The sequence below is a fragment of the Mycobacterium toneyamaense genome (assembly GCF_055384815.1).
On the sequence record NZ_AP040333.1, the window covers coordinates 5,326,602 to 5,342,420 of the forward strand.

At 65.4% G+C, this 15,819-nt stretch carries 17 protein-coding genes; 7 read left to right on the forward strand and 10 right to left on the reverse strand.

From position 1 onward, the window contains the following. Nucleotides 1-126: 126 nt before the first annotated feature. Nucleotides 127-1,521: an IS1182 family transposase gene (locus tag ACZ5IQ_RS25815; RefSeq protein WP_464481422.1), complete on the forward strand. Its 1,395-nt coding sequence runs from the start codon at nucleotides 127-129 to the stop codon at nucleotides 1,519-1,521. Between the two features lie 160 nt (nucleotides 1,522-1,681). Here ACZ5IQ_RS25815 and ACZ5IQ_RS25820 read toward each other — a convergent pair whose 3' ends face one another. The 5 genes from ACZ5IQ_RS25820 to hsaA are packed head-to-tail and all read right to left on the reverse strand — an operon-like array spanning nucleotide 1,682 to nucleotide 6,633. Next, nucleotides 1,682-3,073 (reverse strand): MFS transporter, encoded by a 1,392-nt coding sequence (locus ACZ5IQ_RS25820; RefSeq protein ID WP_464480478.1) that lies wholly within the window; start codon nucleotides 3,071-3,073, stop codon nucleotides 1,682-1,684. A gap of 7 nt (nucleotides 3,074-3,080) precedes the next feature. After that, nucleotides 3,081-3,650 carry a 3-hydroxy-9,10-secoandrosta-1,3,5(10)-triene-9,17-dione monooxygenase reductase subunit gene (hsaB, locus tag ACZ5IQ_RS25825; RefSeq protein ID WP_133426408.1) on the reverse strand — a complete coding sequence of 190 codons (570 nt, stop codon included), beginning with the start codon at nucleotides 3,648-3,650 and terminating at the stop codon, nucleotides 3,081-3,083. 11 nt (nucleotides 3,651-3,661) lie between these two features. Next, nucleotides 3,662-4,564: an iron-dependent extradiol dioxygenase HsaC gene (hsaC, locus tag ACZ5IQ_RS25830; RefSeq protein ID WP_064984852.1), complete on the reverse strand. Its 903-nt coding sequence runs from the start codon at nucleotides 4,562-4,564 to the stop codon at nucleotides 3,662-3,664. Between the two features lie 12 nt (nucleotides 4,565-4,576). Then, nucleotides 4,577-5,443 (reverse strand): 4,5:9,10-diseco-3-hydroxy-5,9,17-trioxoandrosta-1(10),2-diene-4-oate hydrolase, encoded by an 867-nt coding sequence (gene hsaD, locus ACZ5IQ_RS25835; RefSeq protein WP_133426407.1) that lies wholly within the window; start codon nucleotides 5,441-5,443, stop codon nucleotides 4,577-4,579. Further along, complete coding sequence (gene hsaA, locus ACZ5IQ_RS25840) at nucleotides 5,443-6,633, reverse strand: 3-hydroxy-9,10-secoandrosta-1,3,5(10)-triene-9,17-dione monooxygenase oxygenase subunit (protein WP_464480479.1); 1,191 nt, start codon at nucleotides 6,631-6,633, stop codon at nucleotides 5,443-5,445. Before hsaA ends, hsaD begins: the two co-directional genes overlap by 1 nt. Before the next feature lie 155 nt (nucleotides 6,634-6,788). Here hsaA and ACZ5IQ_RS25845 point away from each other — a divergent pair, with 155 nt between their 5' ends. Both ACZ5IQ_RS25845 and ACZ5IQ_RS25850 read left to right on the forward strand, forming a co-directional pair. Further along, nucleotides 6,789-7,850 carry a 2Fe-2S iron-sulfur cluster-binding protein gene (locus ACZ5IQ_RS25845; protein WP_464480480.1) on the forward strand — a complete coding sequence of 354 codons (1,062 nt, stop codon included), beginning with the start codon at nucleotides 6,789-6,791 and terminating at the stop codon, nucleotides 7,848-7,850. 85 nt (nucleotides 7,851-7,935) lie between these two features. Then, a complete protein-coding gene (locus ACZ5IQ_RS25850) occupies nucleotides 7,936-8,448 on the forward strand; it encodes a hypothetical protein (RefSeq protein WP_464480481.1) in 513 nt (170 codons plus the stop codon). Between the two features lie 142 nt (nucleotides 8,449-8,590). Here ACZ5IQ_RS25850 and hchA read toward each other — a convergent pair whose 3' ends face one another. From hchA to ACZ5IQ_RS25865, 3 genes are all read right to left on the reverse strand, one after another. Continuing rightward, nucleotides 8,591-9,481: a glyoxalase III HchA gene (hchA, locus tag ACZ5IQ_RS25855; protein WP_464480482.1), complete on the reverse strand. Its 891-nt coding sequence runs from the start codon at nucleotides 9,479-9,481 to the stop codon at nucleotides 8,591-8,593. Between the two features lie 117 nt (nucleotides 9,482-9,598). After that, a complete protein-coding gene (locus ACZ5IQ_RS25860) occupies nucleotides 9,599-10,087 on the reverse strand; it encodes a MarR family winged helix-turn-helix transcriptional regulator (RefSeq protein WP_133426402.1) in 489 nt (162 codons plus the stop codon). 145 nt (nucleotides 10,088-10,232) lie between these two features. Then, nucleotides 10,233-11,237: a bile acid:sodium symporter family protein gene (locus tag ACZ5IQ_RS25865; protein ID WP_464480483.1), complete on the reverse strand. Its 1,005-nt coding sequence runs from the start codon at nucleotides 11,235-11,237 to the stop codon at nucleotides 10,233-10,235. A 71-nt stretch (nucleotides 11,238-11,308) separates the two neighbouring features. Here ACZ5IQ_RS25865 and ACZ5IQ_RS25870 point away from each other — a divergent pair, with 71 nt between their 5' ends. Beyond that, a complete protein-coding gene (locus ACZ5IQ_RS25870) occupies nucleotides 11,309-12,163 on the forward strand; it encodes a LysR family transcriptional regulator (protein ID WP_464481508.1) in 855 nt (284 codons plus the stop codon). Between the two features lie 4 nt (nucleotides 12,164-12,167). On the opposite strand, the gene ACZ5IQ_RS25875 is transcribed toward ACZ5IQ_RS25870, so the two are convergent. Next, nucleotides 12,168-12,632: a MarR family winged helix-turn-helix transcriptional regulator gene (locus ACZ5IQ_RS25875; RefSeq protein WP_464480484.1), complete on the reverse strand. Its 465-nt coding sequence runs from the start codon at nucleotides 12,630-12,632 to the stop codon at nucleotides 12,168-12,170. 153 nt (nucleotides 12,633-12,785) lie between these two features. Between ACZ5IQ_RS25875 and ACZ5IQ_RS25880 the strand changes: the two genes are divergently transcribed. The 3 genes from ACZ5IQ_RS25880 (at nucleotide 12,786) to ACZ5IQ_RS25890 (ending at nucleotide 14,338) form a co-directional block, all read left to right on the forward strand. After that, nucleotides 12,786-13,208, forward strand: coding sequence for an organic hydroperoxide resistance protein (locus ACZ5IQ_RS25880; protein WP_138250855.1), 423 nt, complete (start codon nucleotides 12,786-12,788; stop codon nucleotides 13,206-13,208). A gap of 73 nt (nucleotides 13,209-13,281) precedes the next feature. Continuing rightward, entirely contained in the window at nucleotides 13,282-13,782 is a 501-nt protein-coding gene (locus ACZ5IQ_RS25885; RefSeq protein ID WP_061006900.1) for a DUF1097 domain-containing protein, read from the forward strand. A gap of 43 nt (nucleotides 13,783-13,825) precedes the next feature. Then, complete coding sequence (locus tag ACZ5IQ_RS25890) at nucleotides 13,826-14,338, forward strand: DUF6130 family protein (protein ID WP_464480485.1); 513 nt, start codon at nucleotides 13,826-13,828, stop codon at nucleotides 14,336-14,338. 79 nt (nucleotides 14,339-14,417) lie between these two features. Here ACZ5IQ_RS25890 and ACZ5IQ_RS25895 read toward each other — a convergent pair whose 3' ends face one another. Beyond that, nucleotides 14,418-15,770, reverse strand: a complete 1,353-nt coding sequence (locus ACZ5IQ_RS25895) for a hypothetical protein (protein ID WP_464480486.1) — start codon at nucleotides 15,768-15,770, stop codon at nucleotides 14,418-14,420. Nucleotides 15,771-15,819: the final 49 nt, after the last annotated feature.

A 15,819-nucleotide genomic window follows, 5' to 3' on the forward strand; every position in this document is an offset into this window, starting at 1 on the left:
GGTGTTGGTGCGAGCTGCCGGTATACGGGATCCTTAGGTGTGCGTGATGATCTCGGTGATGGCGGGTTGTTCGAGGTAGACCCCGGGCAGCGGGTGGATTCACATTCTGTGGCGCCGAAGGCGCCGGTGGACAAGACGTTTCGCCCGTTCGCGCCGGAGCAGGGCCTGTTGTTGCCGCCGTCGCTCGATGACTGGCTGCCCGCTGAGCATCTGGCCCGGTTCATCGCCGAGTTGGTCGATGAGCATCTGGACTTGTCCCGGATCCATGCCGCCTATACCGAGGTCCGGGGTGGGCCACCGTACGATCCGCGGCTGCTGGTGCGGATTCTGCTGTACGGGTACACGACCGGGGTGCGTTCCTCGCGCAAGCTGGAAGCCGCCTGTGTTGACGTGGTCGCGTTTCGGTGGCTGGCCTCTGGTAGCGCCCCCGATTACCGGGCGATCGCCCGGTTCCGTAAACGCCACCTGTCCGCCCTGGGACATGTGTTCGTGCAGGCGTTGGCGTTGTGTCAGGCCGCGGGCATGGTGTCCCTGGGCCGGGTCGCCCTTGATGGCACGAAGGTGCGGGCCAACGCCTCCAAACGCAAAGCGATGAGTTATGCCCGGATGACCGAGAAAGAGAAAGTCCTGGCCGCCGAGGTGTCAGCGCTGCTATTGGAAGCTGAACGGATCGACAAGGCCGAAGACCAGCAGTTCGGTAAGGACCGCCGTGGTGATGAGCTCCCGGCCGAGTTGGCCCGCCGCGAGACCCGGCTGGTGAAGATTCGCCAGGCCAAAGCCGCCCTGGAGCACGAAGCCGCCGAGGCGGCCCGCGCCGACGCTGAACGCAAAGCCCGTGAACGCGACGATGATGACGACACCACCACCAGTGCGGGAGCGGCCGCCGCCGCAGCAGCCACACCGAAACCCAAGGCGCAGCGCAACTTCACCGATCCGGATTCCAAGATCATGCTCACCGCCGATGGGGCGTTTCACCAGTGCTACAACGCCGCGGCTGTGGTCGATGCCGATCATCAGGTGATCGTGGCCACCGCAGTGGGCACCAACGCCGCCGATGTGGGCACCCTGTTGCCGATGACCCGGCAAGCGGCGGCCAACACCGGCCGGGTTCCCGCCCAGGTGCTCGCTGATGCCGGCTACAGCAGCGCCGCCAACTGTGAGGCCGCCGCCGCATACACCGCTACGTATGGGACCGAGTTCTTCATTGCCCCCGGCCGCCGGCGCCGTGATGACCCGGCCCCGGTGGCCCCACGCGGACGCATCCCGGCCGATGCCACCACCAAGCAACGGATGGCCCGCAAGCTCACCACCAAACGTGGCCAGCAGGTTTATGCCCGCCGTAAAGCCATCGTGGAACCGGTGTTCGGTCAGATGTCGACGCTGCAGAACGCCAAACATCTTCTGCTGCGCGGCCTTGAGCAGGCCCGCGGCGAATGGCTATTGCTCGCGGCGTGCCACAACATACGAAAACTGCACGGCCACATCGGACTTACCGGCCTCTCGGCCCTACCCGCCTATTGAGGCCCCGTCGGCAGGGCACCGGGCGCACTGGGCGCTCACCACACGCGATCGCGCATCGAACGTGCAACCAGATCACCTCAGAGCCACGGACTGCGATCTGTACGCACCTTCGACGACCTCACCCCACCAACGGCTTACCGACCCAAGCTCCTAGCGGACGTTACTGTTCCCAGGGCGGCCAATTGAATCGGATACCCAGTCGCGTGACGGTCGATCGCGACGATGGCGCAACCACACGTTCTCTGTCGGCACGGTCGACCTCAGCCAGGTCGATCCCCTTGGTCTCGTGCGCGAACGCCAACGCCACCAGCGTCACCACGCAGGCCCCGGCCAGGTAGATCGCGATGGGCACCGACGAGTGGAAATCCTTCAGCAGCCGCACCGCGATGATCGGCGCGAGTGAACCCGCGAAGATCGCCGTCACCTGATAGCCAAGGGACACACCGGAATACCGCATCCGGGTCGGGAACATCTCGGACATCAACGCCGGCTGCGGCGCATACATGAAGGCGTGCGCCACCAGGCCGGCGGTGATCGCGCTCATGATGACGAAGTAGTGCTTGCTGTCCATCATCGGGAACGCGACGAAACCCCAGGCCGCGGTGAGCAGCGTCCCGACCAGGTACACGGGCCGGCGCCCGACGCGGTCAGAGAGCTTGCCCACCAACGGAATTGCCACCAGGTGCACGGCATGCGCCACCAGCAGATACCACAGGATCGACGTAGTGCTCACGCCCGCATGAACTTTCAGATACGTGATCGAGAACGTGACCACCAGGTAGTACATGATGTTCTCGGCGAACCGCAGGCCCATGGCGGTCAGCACCTTGCCCGGGTAGTACCGGAGCACCTCGATGACGCTCAGTGACGACGCCTTGACGCGCTCGACTTCCTGTTGTGCCGCAACGAATATCGGCGCATCGGTCACCTTGGTGCGGATGTAGTAGCCGACCAGCACCACCACCGCCGACAGCCAGAACGCCACCCGCCAGCCCCAGGACAGGAACTCCGACTCCGGCAGCGTCCCCGTCAGCGTGAGCAGTACGACCGTCGCCAGGATGTTGCCGACCGGCACCCCGGCCTGCGGCCAACTAGACCAGAATCCCCGGCTCTGCGCCGGGCTGTGCTCGGCGACCAGCAGCACCGCGCCGCCCCACTCCCCGCCGACCGCGAAGCCCTGGATGAACCGCAGCACCACCAGCAGGCCCGGCGCCCAGTAGCCGATCTGCCCGAAGGTCGGCAGGCAGCCCATCAGGAAGGTGGCCGAACCGACCAGCAGCAGCGAGAACTGCAGCAGTGTCTTGCGGCCGAACTTGTCGCCGAAGTGACCGAACACCACGCCGCCGAGCGGCCGGGCGACGAAGCCCACCGCGTAGGTGACGAAGGCGGCGAAGATGGCATCGAGATCGCTGCCGCTCTGCCCGAAGAACACCTTGCTGAACACCAGGGTGGCTGCGGTGCCGTACAGGAAGAACTCGTACCACTCCACGACGGTGCCGGCCATGGAAGCCAGGACGACCCGACGCAATCCGGACCGGATCGGCGCGCTCATTGCGCGACTATAGCCAGGTGTCCTCGGTCGTCGTGGTGAGAAACGCATCCAGATCGTCGCGCCATTGCGCCGGGGTGTTCTTGTCCGGCTCGATGCCGGTGTACTCGCCGCGGTAGAACAGCAGCGGACGCGGCTTGATGGCCTGCGGCTCGGACATGGACTGCACCGCGCCGAACACCACGAAATGGTCGCCGCCGTCGTGGACCGAGTGCACCGTGCAGTCGATGTGGGCGAGCGTGCCGTCGAGCACCGGGGAGCCCAATCCCGAAGGGCTCCAATCGATCCCGGCGAACTTGTCCTCGGCCCTGGAGCCGAACTGCGCCGAGACGTGCTGTTGGTTCTCGTGCAGCATGTTGACGCAGAACTTGCCACTGGCCTCGATGGCCTTCCAGGCCCGGGACTGCTTTGTCGGGCAGAACAGGACCAGCGGCGGGTCCAGTGACAGGGCAGCGAACGACTGGCAGGCGAAACCGACCGGCACACCGTCATTCACGGTGGTGATGACGGTGATGCCGGTACAGAACTGCCCGAGCACATTACGGAATGTGCGGGGGTCGATCTGCGGGGTCGAAGTCATGCCGCGCGAGCCTACTTGAACCCGACGCTGAAGTCGTGACCCCAGAGGCTGATGCCGACGCTCTCGCGCGCGATCCAGCTCTCGTCCTCGACTTCGAGTCCCTCGCAACCGAATTCCATGTCGAAGCCACCCGGCGTCTTCATGTAGAAGGACAGCATCTTGTCGTTGATGTGCCGGCCCAGCGTGGCCGACATCTTGACCTTCTTACGGTTGGCGCGGTCCAGGCACAGGCCGACGTCGTCGGAGTTCTCCACCTCGACCATCAGGTGCACGATGCCCGTCGGGTTGGGCATGGGCATGAACGCCAGCGCGTGGTGGCGCGGGTTGCAGCCGTAGAACCGCAGCCACACCGGGTCGCCGTCGGCCGGGCGGCCCGCGATCTGCGGGGGCAGCCGCATCGAGTCGCGCAGCCGGAAGCCCAGCACGTCCTGGTAGAACGCCTGCGCCGCGGCGTCGTCATTGCAGGTGAGCACGACATGGCCGAGGCCCTGCTCGGCGGTGACGAACTTGTGGCCGTAGGGGCTGACGAAGCGACGACCCAGGTACTGGATGCCGTAGTACACCTCGAGGGTGTTGTCGGCCGGGTCCTGGAAGCTGATCATGCCCTCGACCTTGCGGTCGAGCAGTTCTTCCTTGGTCCCTTCCTTGAACGGGACGCCGTGGGCGCTGAGGGTTTCCTTCAGCTGCTCGAGGGCAGGCGCGTCGGCGACCTCCCAGCCCGAGGCCAACAGGCGGTCCTTCTCGCCGGGCACGATCACCAGACGCGCCGCGACGTCGTCCATCCGCAGGTAGAGGGCATCCGGGTTGGTGCCCTCGCCCTCCATCATGCCGAGCACCTTGAGCCCGAACTCGCGCCAGGCCGCCACATCGGTGGCCTCGATGCGCATGTAGCCGAGGGCCTTGATCGTCGTCATGCCATGTCTCCTCTAGCCGCCCAGAAAATCGAGGGTCAGCTTGTTGAACTCGTCGAACTTCTCTAGTTGTGCCCAGTGGCCGCACTGACCGAACACGTGCAGCTGGACCCGAGGAATCTGCTTGAGCGCCACCAACGCGCCGTCGAGCGGGTTGACCCGATCCTCACGGCCCCAGATCAGCAGTACCCGCTGCCGCAGCTTGTGCACTTCGCGCCACATCATGCCGAGCTCGTAGTCCGGCCCCGCGAAGGACTTGACCATCGCGCGCAGTGCGGCGAGCGACTCGGGTGTGCTGGCGATGGCGAACCGCTCATCGATCAGCTCCGGGGTGACCAGGCTCTGGTCGAAGACCATGATCCGCACGAACGCCTCGAGGGTCTCGCGCGTCGGTGCGTAGGCGAACTTGCCGAGCAGCTTCACGCCCTCGGTGGGATCGGGCGCGAACAGGTTGACGCTCAGCCCGCCGGGGCCCATCAGCACCAGCCGGCCGGCCCGCTCCGGATGATCCAGCGCGAACCGGACCGCCGTGCCACCGCCGAGCGAATTGCCAACCAGCGCCGCCCGTTCGATACCGAGGTGGTCGAACAGCGCCAGCAGCGCCGTCGCGCTGTGGCGGTGGTACTGCACGTGGTCGGTGGGCTTGTCCGAATATCCGTAGCCCGGCTGGTCGACGGCCAGCACATGGAACCGCTCGGCCAACACCGCGATGTTCTTCGAGAAGTTCGACCAGCTCGACGCACCCGGGCCGCCGCCGTGCAGCAGCACGATCGTCTCGGCGGCCGGGTCGCCGGCCTCGTGGTAGTGCAGGCGCAGATCATCGCTCACCTGCGCATACCGCGAAGTGGACTCGAAAGTGACCTCGGATACCGCGGCGGTCATCAGACCATGGTGTCGGCCGGGGGCAGACCGAATTCGTTGTTACCGAAGATGAGGTAGGCGCGTTCGGGCTCGTTGGCCGCGTGCACCCGGCCGGCGTGGGCGTCGCGCCAGAAGCGCTGCAGCGGGGTGCCGTTGGCCAGCGCGGTGGCGCCGGCGGCCTCGAAGAGGCGGTCGACGGACGCGATGGCGCGGCCGGTGGCGCGCACCTGGTCACGACGGGCACGGGCCCGCAGCTCGAACGGAATCTCCTTGCCGGCGACCAGCAGGGCGTACTCGTCGGCGACGTTGCCGATCAGCTGGCGCCAGGCGGCGTCGATGTCGCTGGCGGCCTCGGCGATGCGGACCTTGGCGAACGGGTCGTCCTTGGACTTCTCACCGGCGAACGCGGCGCGCACGCGCTTGCCCTGGTGCTCGACGTGCGCGGCGTAGGCGCCGTAGGCCATGCCGACGATCGGGGCGGAGATGGTGGTGGGGTGCACGGTGCCCCACGGCATCTTGTAGACCGGGGCGGTGTTGGTCTGGTAGCCGCCGGCGGTGCCGTCGTTCATCGCCTTGTAGGACAGGAAGCGGTGCCGCGGCACGAACACGTCCTTGACGACGATCGTGTTGCTGCCGGTGCCACGCAGGCCGACCACGTTCCACACGTCGTCGATGGTGTATTCGGTGCGCGGGATCAGGAAGCTGCCGAAGTCGACCGGGCGGCCGTCCTTGATGACCGGGCCGCCGAGGAACGCCCAGGTGGCGTGCTCCGAGCCGGAGGACCAGTTCCAGGCGCCGTTGACGATGTAGCCGTCGCCGGTCTCGGTCACCACGCCCGCGCCCATCGGGGCGTAGGACGAGGAGATACGGACGGTCGAGTCGTCGCCCCAGACGTCTTCCTGGGCCTGCTGATCGAACAGCGCCAGGTGCCAGTTGTGCACGCCGATGATCGACGCGACCCAGCCGGTCGAACCACAGGCGCTGGCGATGCGGCGGACCGCCTCGTAGAACACGGTGGGGTCAGCCTGGAGGCCGTCCCACTGGGCGGGCTGCAGCAGTTTGAAGAAGCCGATCTCGTTCAGACTGTCGATAGACTCCTGCGGCACCTGGCGCAGGTCCTCGGTCAGCTGTGCGCGTTCGCGCAGTACCGGCAGCAGGTCGTCGATACCGGCCAGCACGGCCTGCACGTCGAGTTGTTCAATTGACGTCACGGATTGCCTCCCGGGGAGTGGTCGTCTAGACAGAAGATTAGAACACGTTACGATTTGTGTCGAGCATGGCGGTACTACAGCAGGTAGACCCGCATAACTGCACTTTTGTAACCTGTTCTAGTTACTGGCCGCCAGGCCGGTTCGAACGAAGGGTGATGGTTGTGGACGAGCCGCTGGGCAGCCACGTACTGGAACTTGTGGTGGCCGATGTCGTCGCCGAGACCAACGACGCCCGCGTGTTGGTGTTCAAGACGCCCGACGGCAGCGACATCCCGCCGGAACGACTGAAGTACTCCCCCGGTCAGTTCCTGACCCTGCGCGTCCCGAGCACCCGTACCGGATCGGTCGCCCGCTGCTACTCGCTGTGCAGCTCTCCGCACGCCGATGAGGCGCTCACCGTCGCGGTCAAGCGCACCGCGGACGGCTACGCGTCGAACTGGCTGTGCGACAACGCGCACGTCGGTATGCGGATGCACGTCCTGGCGCCGTCCGGCACGTTCGTCCCCAAGAACCTCGACACCGACTTCCTGCTGCTGGCCGGCGGTAGCGGCATCACCCCGATGCTGTCGATCCTCAAGTCCGCGCTGTCCGAGGGCACCGGCAAGGTGACGCTGTTCTACGCCAACCGCGACGAGAAGTCGGTGATCTTCGGCAAGGCGCTGCGCGAACTGACGGCGCTGTACCCCGACCGGTTGTCCATCGTCCACTGGCTGGAGTCGGTGCAGGGCCTGCCCAACCCGACCATCCTGGCTACGCAACTGGCGCCCTACACCACGCGCGAGACCTTCATCTGTGGCCCGGCCCCCTTCATGGCCGCCGCCGAAGAGGCGCTGCTCAAGTCCGGCGCCGACAAGAACAATGTCCACCTCGAGGTGTTCCAGTCACTGGACTCCGACCCGTTCGCCGCCGTCGTGCTCGCCGAAGATGACAGCGATGAGGGCCCGGCCACCGCAATCGTCACGCTCGACGGCGAGACACACGAGTTGCAGTGGCCGCGCAAGGCCGTACTGCTCGATGTGCTGCTCGACAAGGGACTGGACGCACCGTTCTCCTGCCGCGAGGGGCACTGCGGGGCGTGTGCGGTGCTCATGAAGAAGGGCGACGTCGACATGGCGATCAACGACGTGCTGGAGCCGTCCGACCTCGAAGAGGGCCTCATCCTCGGTTGCCAGGCGGTGCCCAAGACGGATTCCGTCGAAGTCACCTACGACGAGTAGCGAACGGATTACTTTCTTGACTGTGAACCGGCTTACTGCAGCAAGTGCGGCCGCTGTGCTGACCGCGACCGCTCTGATGTCCCCTGTGACGGCTGCTGCCGCGGTCAATTCGGCCGACGCCTTCGTGCCCGTCGACGACGCCACCAAGATTCAGATTCACGTGACGGCGCAGTGCTCCGGGGGTGCGTGCACCTTCAACACCGCCGCCAACCTGGTGGTCGGCGGCAATCCGGTTCCACTACCGCCGAACACCTGGGCACGCGAGAACATCACGCTGCGCAGCGCCAACCGCAATGTCTACCAAGACGTCTCGTACAGCGCACCCACCGGAGCCCCGCCCATCAACCGCGGCTCGTGGAACGGCCCGGTGAACTCGCGGCAGCTCAAATCGCAGAACAGCGCCCTGGTCTCGGTCACGTTCAACGGCGGCGGCACGTTCGAGGAGTTCGCGGTCGACGGCACCTCGTTGACGCTCGACGTGCGGACCGGCAGGCCGAACACCGAGGCCAATTTCATTGCCTGCGCGGACATTCAGGTCACCTACCCCGGCGTGAACCTCACGACGCCGACCGCCTGCGCCACGACGCACTACAACTGAGCACCGCCGAACGTGAAGTAGATAGCGAACTTTCGCGGTTTCTTCGGTATCTACTTCACTCTCGGCCGGCGACTCTCGCCTGAGCGCGGCGAGTTGATCTGCGGCAACGAATCATCCGGTGCCGCAGATCAACTGCCTCGTGTCAGGAATTCGCGTCGAGCGACCGGACGGCGCCCACCAACGCGTCTGCGGCCAAGATGCCGAGATTGTTCGATGCCAACGGGCTGTCACCGGTGAGCAGCTTGCGGTCTTGGTGGACCTTGCCCGTCATATCTTCATTCACGATGGTCAGCCCCTGCTTGCTGAGCAGGTCGGCGACGAGCCACTGCAAATGACCTGGTAGATAACCGATCTCGATGTTGGGCCCCTGATCGAGCGCGTCCGGGAACACGCAGACCTCATAGCCCTTGAACGGCGAGGCCTTGCCGCCCTGCCCGACGGACAACAACGCGGCCGGGCCGTGACACAGAGTGACGACGAACTTGTCATTGGCCAGCGCCCATTCCAGGGTTTGCGCCACCGCCTCGGCGGCCGGCAGGCCGACCACGGCACCGTGCCCGCCCGGGATGAAGACCGCGATGTAGTCCGAGTCCGGGCCCAGCTCGTTGGCGACGACGTCGGCGAGCTTCTTCGGCTGCTTGAGCTTCGGCTTGAGCGCTTCGTAGGTCTGTAGGACCGCCTCATCCTCATTGGGCATTGCCCACAATTCGAGCTTGGCCGGGTAGCCGGCGACGGTGGCGACGTCGACGTCGAAGCCGGCCGCCATCATGTGGTGCAGGGGCAGCAGCATCTCGACCGGATGATTGCCAGTGGAGAACATCTTGCCGTTCTCGCACAGCACATACCGTTCCTCGGCGGCAATCATGAGCACCTTCCACCTGCCCCCGGTGTAGGAGTTTTGATGCTTGACGCCGTCGAAGTCGGTCTTCGACTGGGTGTACTGGCTCAACGAATACGGCGAGGGTAGAAATGCGTTGTCCTCGACCGGATCTGGCGTCGGGTCCTTGCTGAGGTCATCTGGATTGTGCGACATGTCGTGTACCCGTTCCTTTGCGTTTTCGCGGATTCTGGGGCCGACGCTGGCACCCAGATTCAGGCGCGGCGGCTTTTTCTCAACCGCCGATACCTCGATACCGGGTCACCTCTAATCTCAAACGTCTTCGCTGGAAATGGCACGCACATTCGTCTCATCGCGCGCCTGCCGAGCCACCCGTGACAGCAGTGACCTGAAAAGCACCTGCTCCTCAGGATCCAACGCCGACAACACGGCCTGCTCGGCTGGGACAACCTCGTCCCGTAACCGCTGGAACGTCTCGACTCCGCGTGCGGTGGCGACGACCTTCCTGGCGCGACGGTCCGCCGGGTCCGGCTGCCGTTCGACCAACCCGGCCTTCACCAAATCGTCGATGACGTACGGCAGAACCGTACGGTCGATACCGAGGTACTCCGCCATCTGCAATTGATTGGGCAAGCTCTTGCAGATCACGGTGTAGAGCACCTGGTACCCACGTTCCCCACGGGGCAAGTCGGCAACACGCGGCTGAACCTGCGCCCGGTAATGCCGCATCAGCATTCCGGCCGACCAGCCCAGGTCGCAATCAGCCTCCTCGCCGGTTACCGCATCTTCCGTTGAAGCCATGGCCTCGACACTAGAGGCCCCGGTAGAACGACCATAACCAATAATGGTTGGTATGACAAATCAGTTGTTCTACATACTATCTTCGCTGCGACAGCGACCCCGGTCGAAGATCAGGTTGCCCCTACCAGGAACCGACCACGCCGGCTCAGCCCCGCGCGACGGCGAGGTCCACTTCCGCCGCCTCGGCGTCAGCCTGCCGCCCCCAGCGGCCGGCCAGCATCGCGCAGGTGATGAGCTGAATCTGGTGGAAGATCATGAGCGGCAACACGATCAGGCCCACCGGATGCCCGGCGAACAGCACCGTCGCCATCGGCAGCCCGGTTGCCAGGCTCTTCTTCGATCCGCAGAAGATGATCACGATGCGGTCGGCTCGATCGAACTTCAGTAGCCGCGCCACCCCGGCGGTGATGCCGAGCACCACGGCGAGCAGCACCACACTGACGGCGATCACCGCGAGCACGTTGGTGACCTTCATGCCCGTCCAGATGTGCTCGGCCATACCGGCACTGAACGCCGCATAGACGACGAGGTAGACCGAACCGCGGTCGACGACCTTGGTGAGCGTGGTGTGCGAGAGCACGCGGTGCAGCTTGGACCGCAACAACTGGCCGGCGAGGAACGGCAGCAACAGCTGCACGACGATTTCCAGGACCGAGTTCGCCGACACCGTGGCAGCGCCCGTGGTCGTCATGAGCAGGGTCACCAACAGCGGGGTGAGGAAGATGCCCAGCAGGTTCGATGCCGACGCACTCACGACGGCCGCCGCGACATTGCCGCGCGCGATCGAGGTGAACGCGATGGACGACTGCACCGTGGACGGCAGCAGGCACAGATACAGCATGCCGGTGTAGAGCTCGTCGGTGAGCACCGACGGCACCAGCACCTTCATCGCCAGCCCGAGCAGCGGAAACAGCACGAAGGTCGCGGCCAGCACCGTGGTGTGCAGCCGCCAGTGTTTCAGCCCTTCGAGCGCCTCTCGCGGCTCCAGCCGCGTGCCGTACAGCAGGAACAACACCGCGATGGCGACTTTGGTCGCGGTCTCGACCGCCTCGCCGGCGTCACCGCGTGCGGGTAGCAGCACGCCGATGGCCATCGCGGCGAACAGCCCGAGCAGGAAGCCGTCGATGCGGAGCTTGGCGAGCAGGTTCACCGGGAAAACGTACTGCGGTCGCAACTCATAGCGCCAGGCGATATATCCGATATCTCTGAACGGATATGGTGATCAATGTGCTGGATCCCGAACTGCTGCGCACCTTCCTGGCAGTCGAGCGCGCGGGCGGGTTCACCGCGGCCGGGCGTCTGCTGGGCCTGCGCCAGTCGACGGTGAGCGGCCACATCGCCCGCCTCGAGCAGTCCGTCGGCCGTGAACTGTTCCGCCGCGACACCCGCAACCTGGCCCTCACCGCCGACGGCGCGGCGATGGTGGGCTTCGCGCACGACATCCTGGACGCGCAGGCCAAGGCCGACCGCTACTTCTCCGAATCCCAACCCACGGGCCTCATCCGGCTGGGCGCCTCGGACGATCTGGTCGGCCGCATGCTCTCGGATGTGCTGGTCGAGTTTCGGCGGTCTTACCCCGGCGTCGACCTGGAGCTCGTCGTCGGGCTGAGCGAGAACCTCAAAACCCGAATGGCCGCAGGCGAATTGGATCTCATGGTGGCCAAACGCCTGCCCGGCGAACAACACGGTGAACTGCTGTGGCGCGACCGCCTGGTGTGGGCCGGCCGCCCCGGGTTGACCGACATCACCGACCCGGTGCCGATCGTGACGTACCCACCGCCGAGCCTGACCCGGCACATCGCACTACGCGAATTGGAACGCGAGCGCCGCAGCTGGCGCATCGCGTGCGTCAGCGACAGTCTGCTCGGCCTACAGGCCGCGGCCCTCGCCGGGCTCGGCATCATCGCGCATTCCGAATCGGTTCTGCCGCAGGGGCTTCAACCGATCACCGACAACCGCCTACCGAACCTCGGCCACCTGGAATTCGTCCTGCTGCACCGGCGCAGCGCACCATCGGAAGCCGAGATCGCGCTGCACGACGCCATCGTCGCCGGCGCACACCGCATGCGGCACTGACAGTTCAGCGGGACTGCGCCTGCGCGTGGTCGCGAAGGTTGTCGCGCAGGGTGACCACCGCCTTCTGCAGCTTGTCGAACTCGTCGGACGGCAAGCCGGTCGCCGCCACCAGATTCATCGGCAGCGCCTTCTCACGCAACGCCCGGCCCGCATCGGTGAGGCTGACGATGACCTGACGCTCGTCGGACGGATCGCGCCGGCGGCGCACGTAACCCTGTGCTTCGAGCTTCTTGAGAATCGGGGTCAGTGTGTTCGACTCCAGGAACAGGTTTTCACCCAGGCCACGGACGGTCTGATGGTCGTTCTCCCAGAGCGCGACGATCGCGATGTACTGGGTATATGTGACACCAAGCTCGTCGAGGATCGGCTTGTACGCCTTGCCGTAAGCGAGATTCGCCGAGTAGATCGCAAAACACATGAAGTCGGCAAGCCGGGGACCGGCGGCCTCGGTCGGGCGCTCGACAGCCATCGACAACTCCTGACTTTGAGTGACATCCGAAGCGATTCTATCGGATGCGATTCAATCGGATGGGTTGACATCTCGACGCCCTCGGATAGTCTCATCGCATCCGAGTTAATCGGATGCGATTTACATTCCAACTCGCCGTTCTCAAGGAGCAACATGAGCACCACCACCCACGACGCCGTTCTCTACACCGGCAAGACCCGCACCACAGGCGGCCGCGACGGACACGCCCAAAGCTCCGACGGCCGGCTCGACATCCGCCTCGATCCCCCCGGCAGCAATCGCGCCGGCACCAATCCCGAGCAGCTGTTCGCGGCGGGGTGGTCCGCGTGCTTCATCGGCGCCATGCACATCGCGGCCGGCAAGGCGAACGTCAAACTGCCGGCCGAGACCGCCGTCGACGCCGAAGTCGATCTCTGCAACGTGGACGGCGCCTACTTCTTGCAGGCGCGCCTGCACGTCAGCCTGCCGGGCATCGCGCGGGACACGGCCCGAGCCATCGTGGACGCCGCACATCAAACCTGCCCGTATTCCAAAGCCACCCGCGGCAACATCGACGTCGTGCTCAGCATCGCCTGACCAGACTCGGACGCACACCGAAATGTCCACTCCACCAACGGCAGCCGCACCGACCAACCACCAGGAGACGCCAGTGAGCATCACCGCAACCGGCACGGCCAGAACGACCGCAATCCCGTTTCACGCCATCACGCTGATAGTCGCCGGCGTCGCGGCCGTCGTCACATTCGGTACCGGTTGGGCGATGCTCTCGGCACCAGCGATGTTTCTCGGCTGGATCGCCTACGGTGTCACCGGCGACACCGTGCGTCACCGCTACGCCAATCTGGCGTCATACGTGGTCGGCCTGGTGTTCGCCGCCGCAACGACGCTCGTGATCAATCGGCTGCAGCCGTCACTAGGTCTGGCGGCCACCGGTATTGCGATATTCGGCCTGGTCGCCATCGTCATGTGTCTGCGAGCGCTGCCCCTGTTCAACTACCCACCCGCGTACTTTCTCGGCATCACCAGCTTCTTCTACGCGGGACATGCGCCGACGGTCGCAACAGTGATCGCGCTCGCGACAGCGGGAGCCGTCGGAGCCAGCGGCGCAGCGCTTGCCGACTACTGTCAGAGCCGCTTTCTCGCCCGGTGAATCGCCGCACCCGCCAGTGCCAGAAATTCAGGAGGAAACACGAATGAAGAAGCTGCCGCACCTCATCGGCTACGCGGTCGTCGCGGCCACTGCGGGGCTCATCGCATCATGTGGCACCACGGTCGACAGCTCGGACCACACGAAACACGAGAGTTCCTCTGCCCCTTCGACTACCCGCACCGCAGGAACACCGAGCGCCGCGGACGTGCTCGGCGCGCCGGGAGTGGTGCCGCTGACCACGCCGCAGCCGCCGGCGAAACTGATCGTCGATCCGCCCATTCCCGAGGCCCTCGCCAAGGGGCAGGTGTTCATCCAATACCGTGCCGAAAACCTGCGCATCGAACCGGTTTTCGGTCCCGAGGCACTCAAGGTGACTCCGCGTATCGGCCACATCCACGTGGTTGTCGACGGTGCGCCGTGGCACTGGGCGGACGCCAGTGGTGAACCGGTGATCCTGGTCGGCCTACCACCCGGACCGCACAAGGTGGAGATCATCCTCGCGGATGCCAACCACCATCCGCTCGACCACGTGACCACCGATTTCGTGGTCCCCTGACCGGACCCGAGCCGAGATCGACGAAATGGTTGCCGGCCGAAAGGCTTTCGCAACCACTTCGCCGATCTCGTCCCCCCATTTAACCCGCGTTGGCTGACTGCTGCGTCGACGACGACGCCTTCTTCGGCTGCTTGGCGACTTTCGGCGCCTTCGGTGACTTCTGCGCCTTCGGCGCCTTCTCTGCCTTCTGCGACTTCCCTGCCGACTTGTCCTGCTTGCCCGCCGAATCGGAGTCAGACGAGGTGGCACCCGTCGCCTTGGTGCCCGGTTCGGACGTGGTGGTGTCCTTCTGCGCCGGTTTCGTTGTCTCGACCTTGGCCGGTTCGGCCGACACCGGGTCCGCAGCGGGTGTGGATGCCTCGACCTTCACCGGTTCTGCAACCTTCACGGGCTCCGTGACCTTCACCGGCAGCGTCTCCACGGCCTCGGCGTCGGTCGAGACCGGCGTCGCAGGCTTCGGATCCGCCTTGGCCACAGTCGCTTTGACCTTCTCGGGAGTCGACGATTCCTTCACTGGAGCGCTTGCCTCCACAGCCGCCGTGGTCGCCGAGGACAGCACCTTGGCGGCCGAGGCCTGGACCGCGGCCGGGCCATCCACGGTTACCGCGACCGGAGCCTCCGGAGCCGGCGGCTTGATGGCGTCGGCGATGGTCTTGAACCCTTGCATGACCGCGGCGACGACCCCGAACGACCCGAAGATGCCATACATGCCCTTGCTGCCCTCGCCCCACCCGTTCAGTACGGCGCCGGTGAGATTTGCCGGAGCGTTGATCAATTCGCTTGCGGCAGTGACGATATCCCCGACCCGCGCGGCGTCGTAGAAGTTCTGGGCGATGTCACCGAAGGCATCCGTAGCCTGATACATGGTGTTCAGCACCGCGAACCCCAACTGCGCCACGACCGGGGTGATCGCCTTGACCACATTGGCCATGTTCTGCGCGACCTGCTGCGGGATGTCGAGTTGCAGGACCGGGAACAGAACGCCCACAACACCGTTCACAAAGATGCCCCAACCCGACATCACCGCATCGGAGATCTGGCCGGCAGCCAATTGCTGCGCCATGGTCCGTAAGGAATCGGGAACGGTATTGGCCCAGTTGACCACGCCGTTGCCCACGCCCTGGGCGATGGACATGAGCTGGTTTGCGTAGCGGACCTGATTGGCGATCACCTGCTTCGCGAGCGGGAAGGGGTCGGCGGCGAACGCCTGGCCCAGTTTCCCGATATCGGCGACGGTCGTGGTGAGCACGTCACCCCACACCGCGAGCGGGTTGACGAACGCGGTGAGGTCGACGGTGCGGGTCGATGCGACGGTAGTCGGCGCCGGTAGATGAAGGTCTGGCGGCGGGATTGACAGCGGGCTGATGGCGATGACGCCGGCGGTTGCCATCGCCATCCCCGCAGTCGAATATCGGCGCAACTCGAATGCCATACGTTCTCCTTGGACTCTGAGGTGTCAGCACTTCTGGCCGCGCAGACGG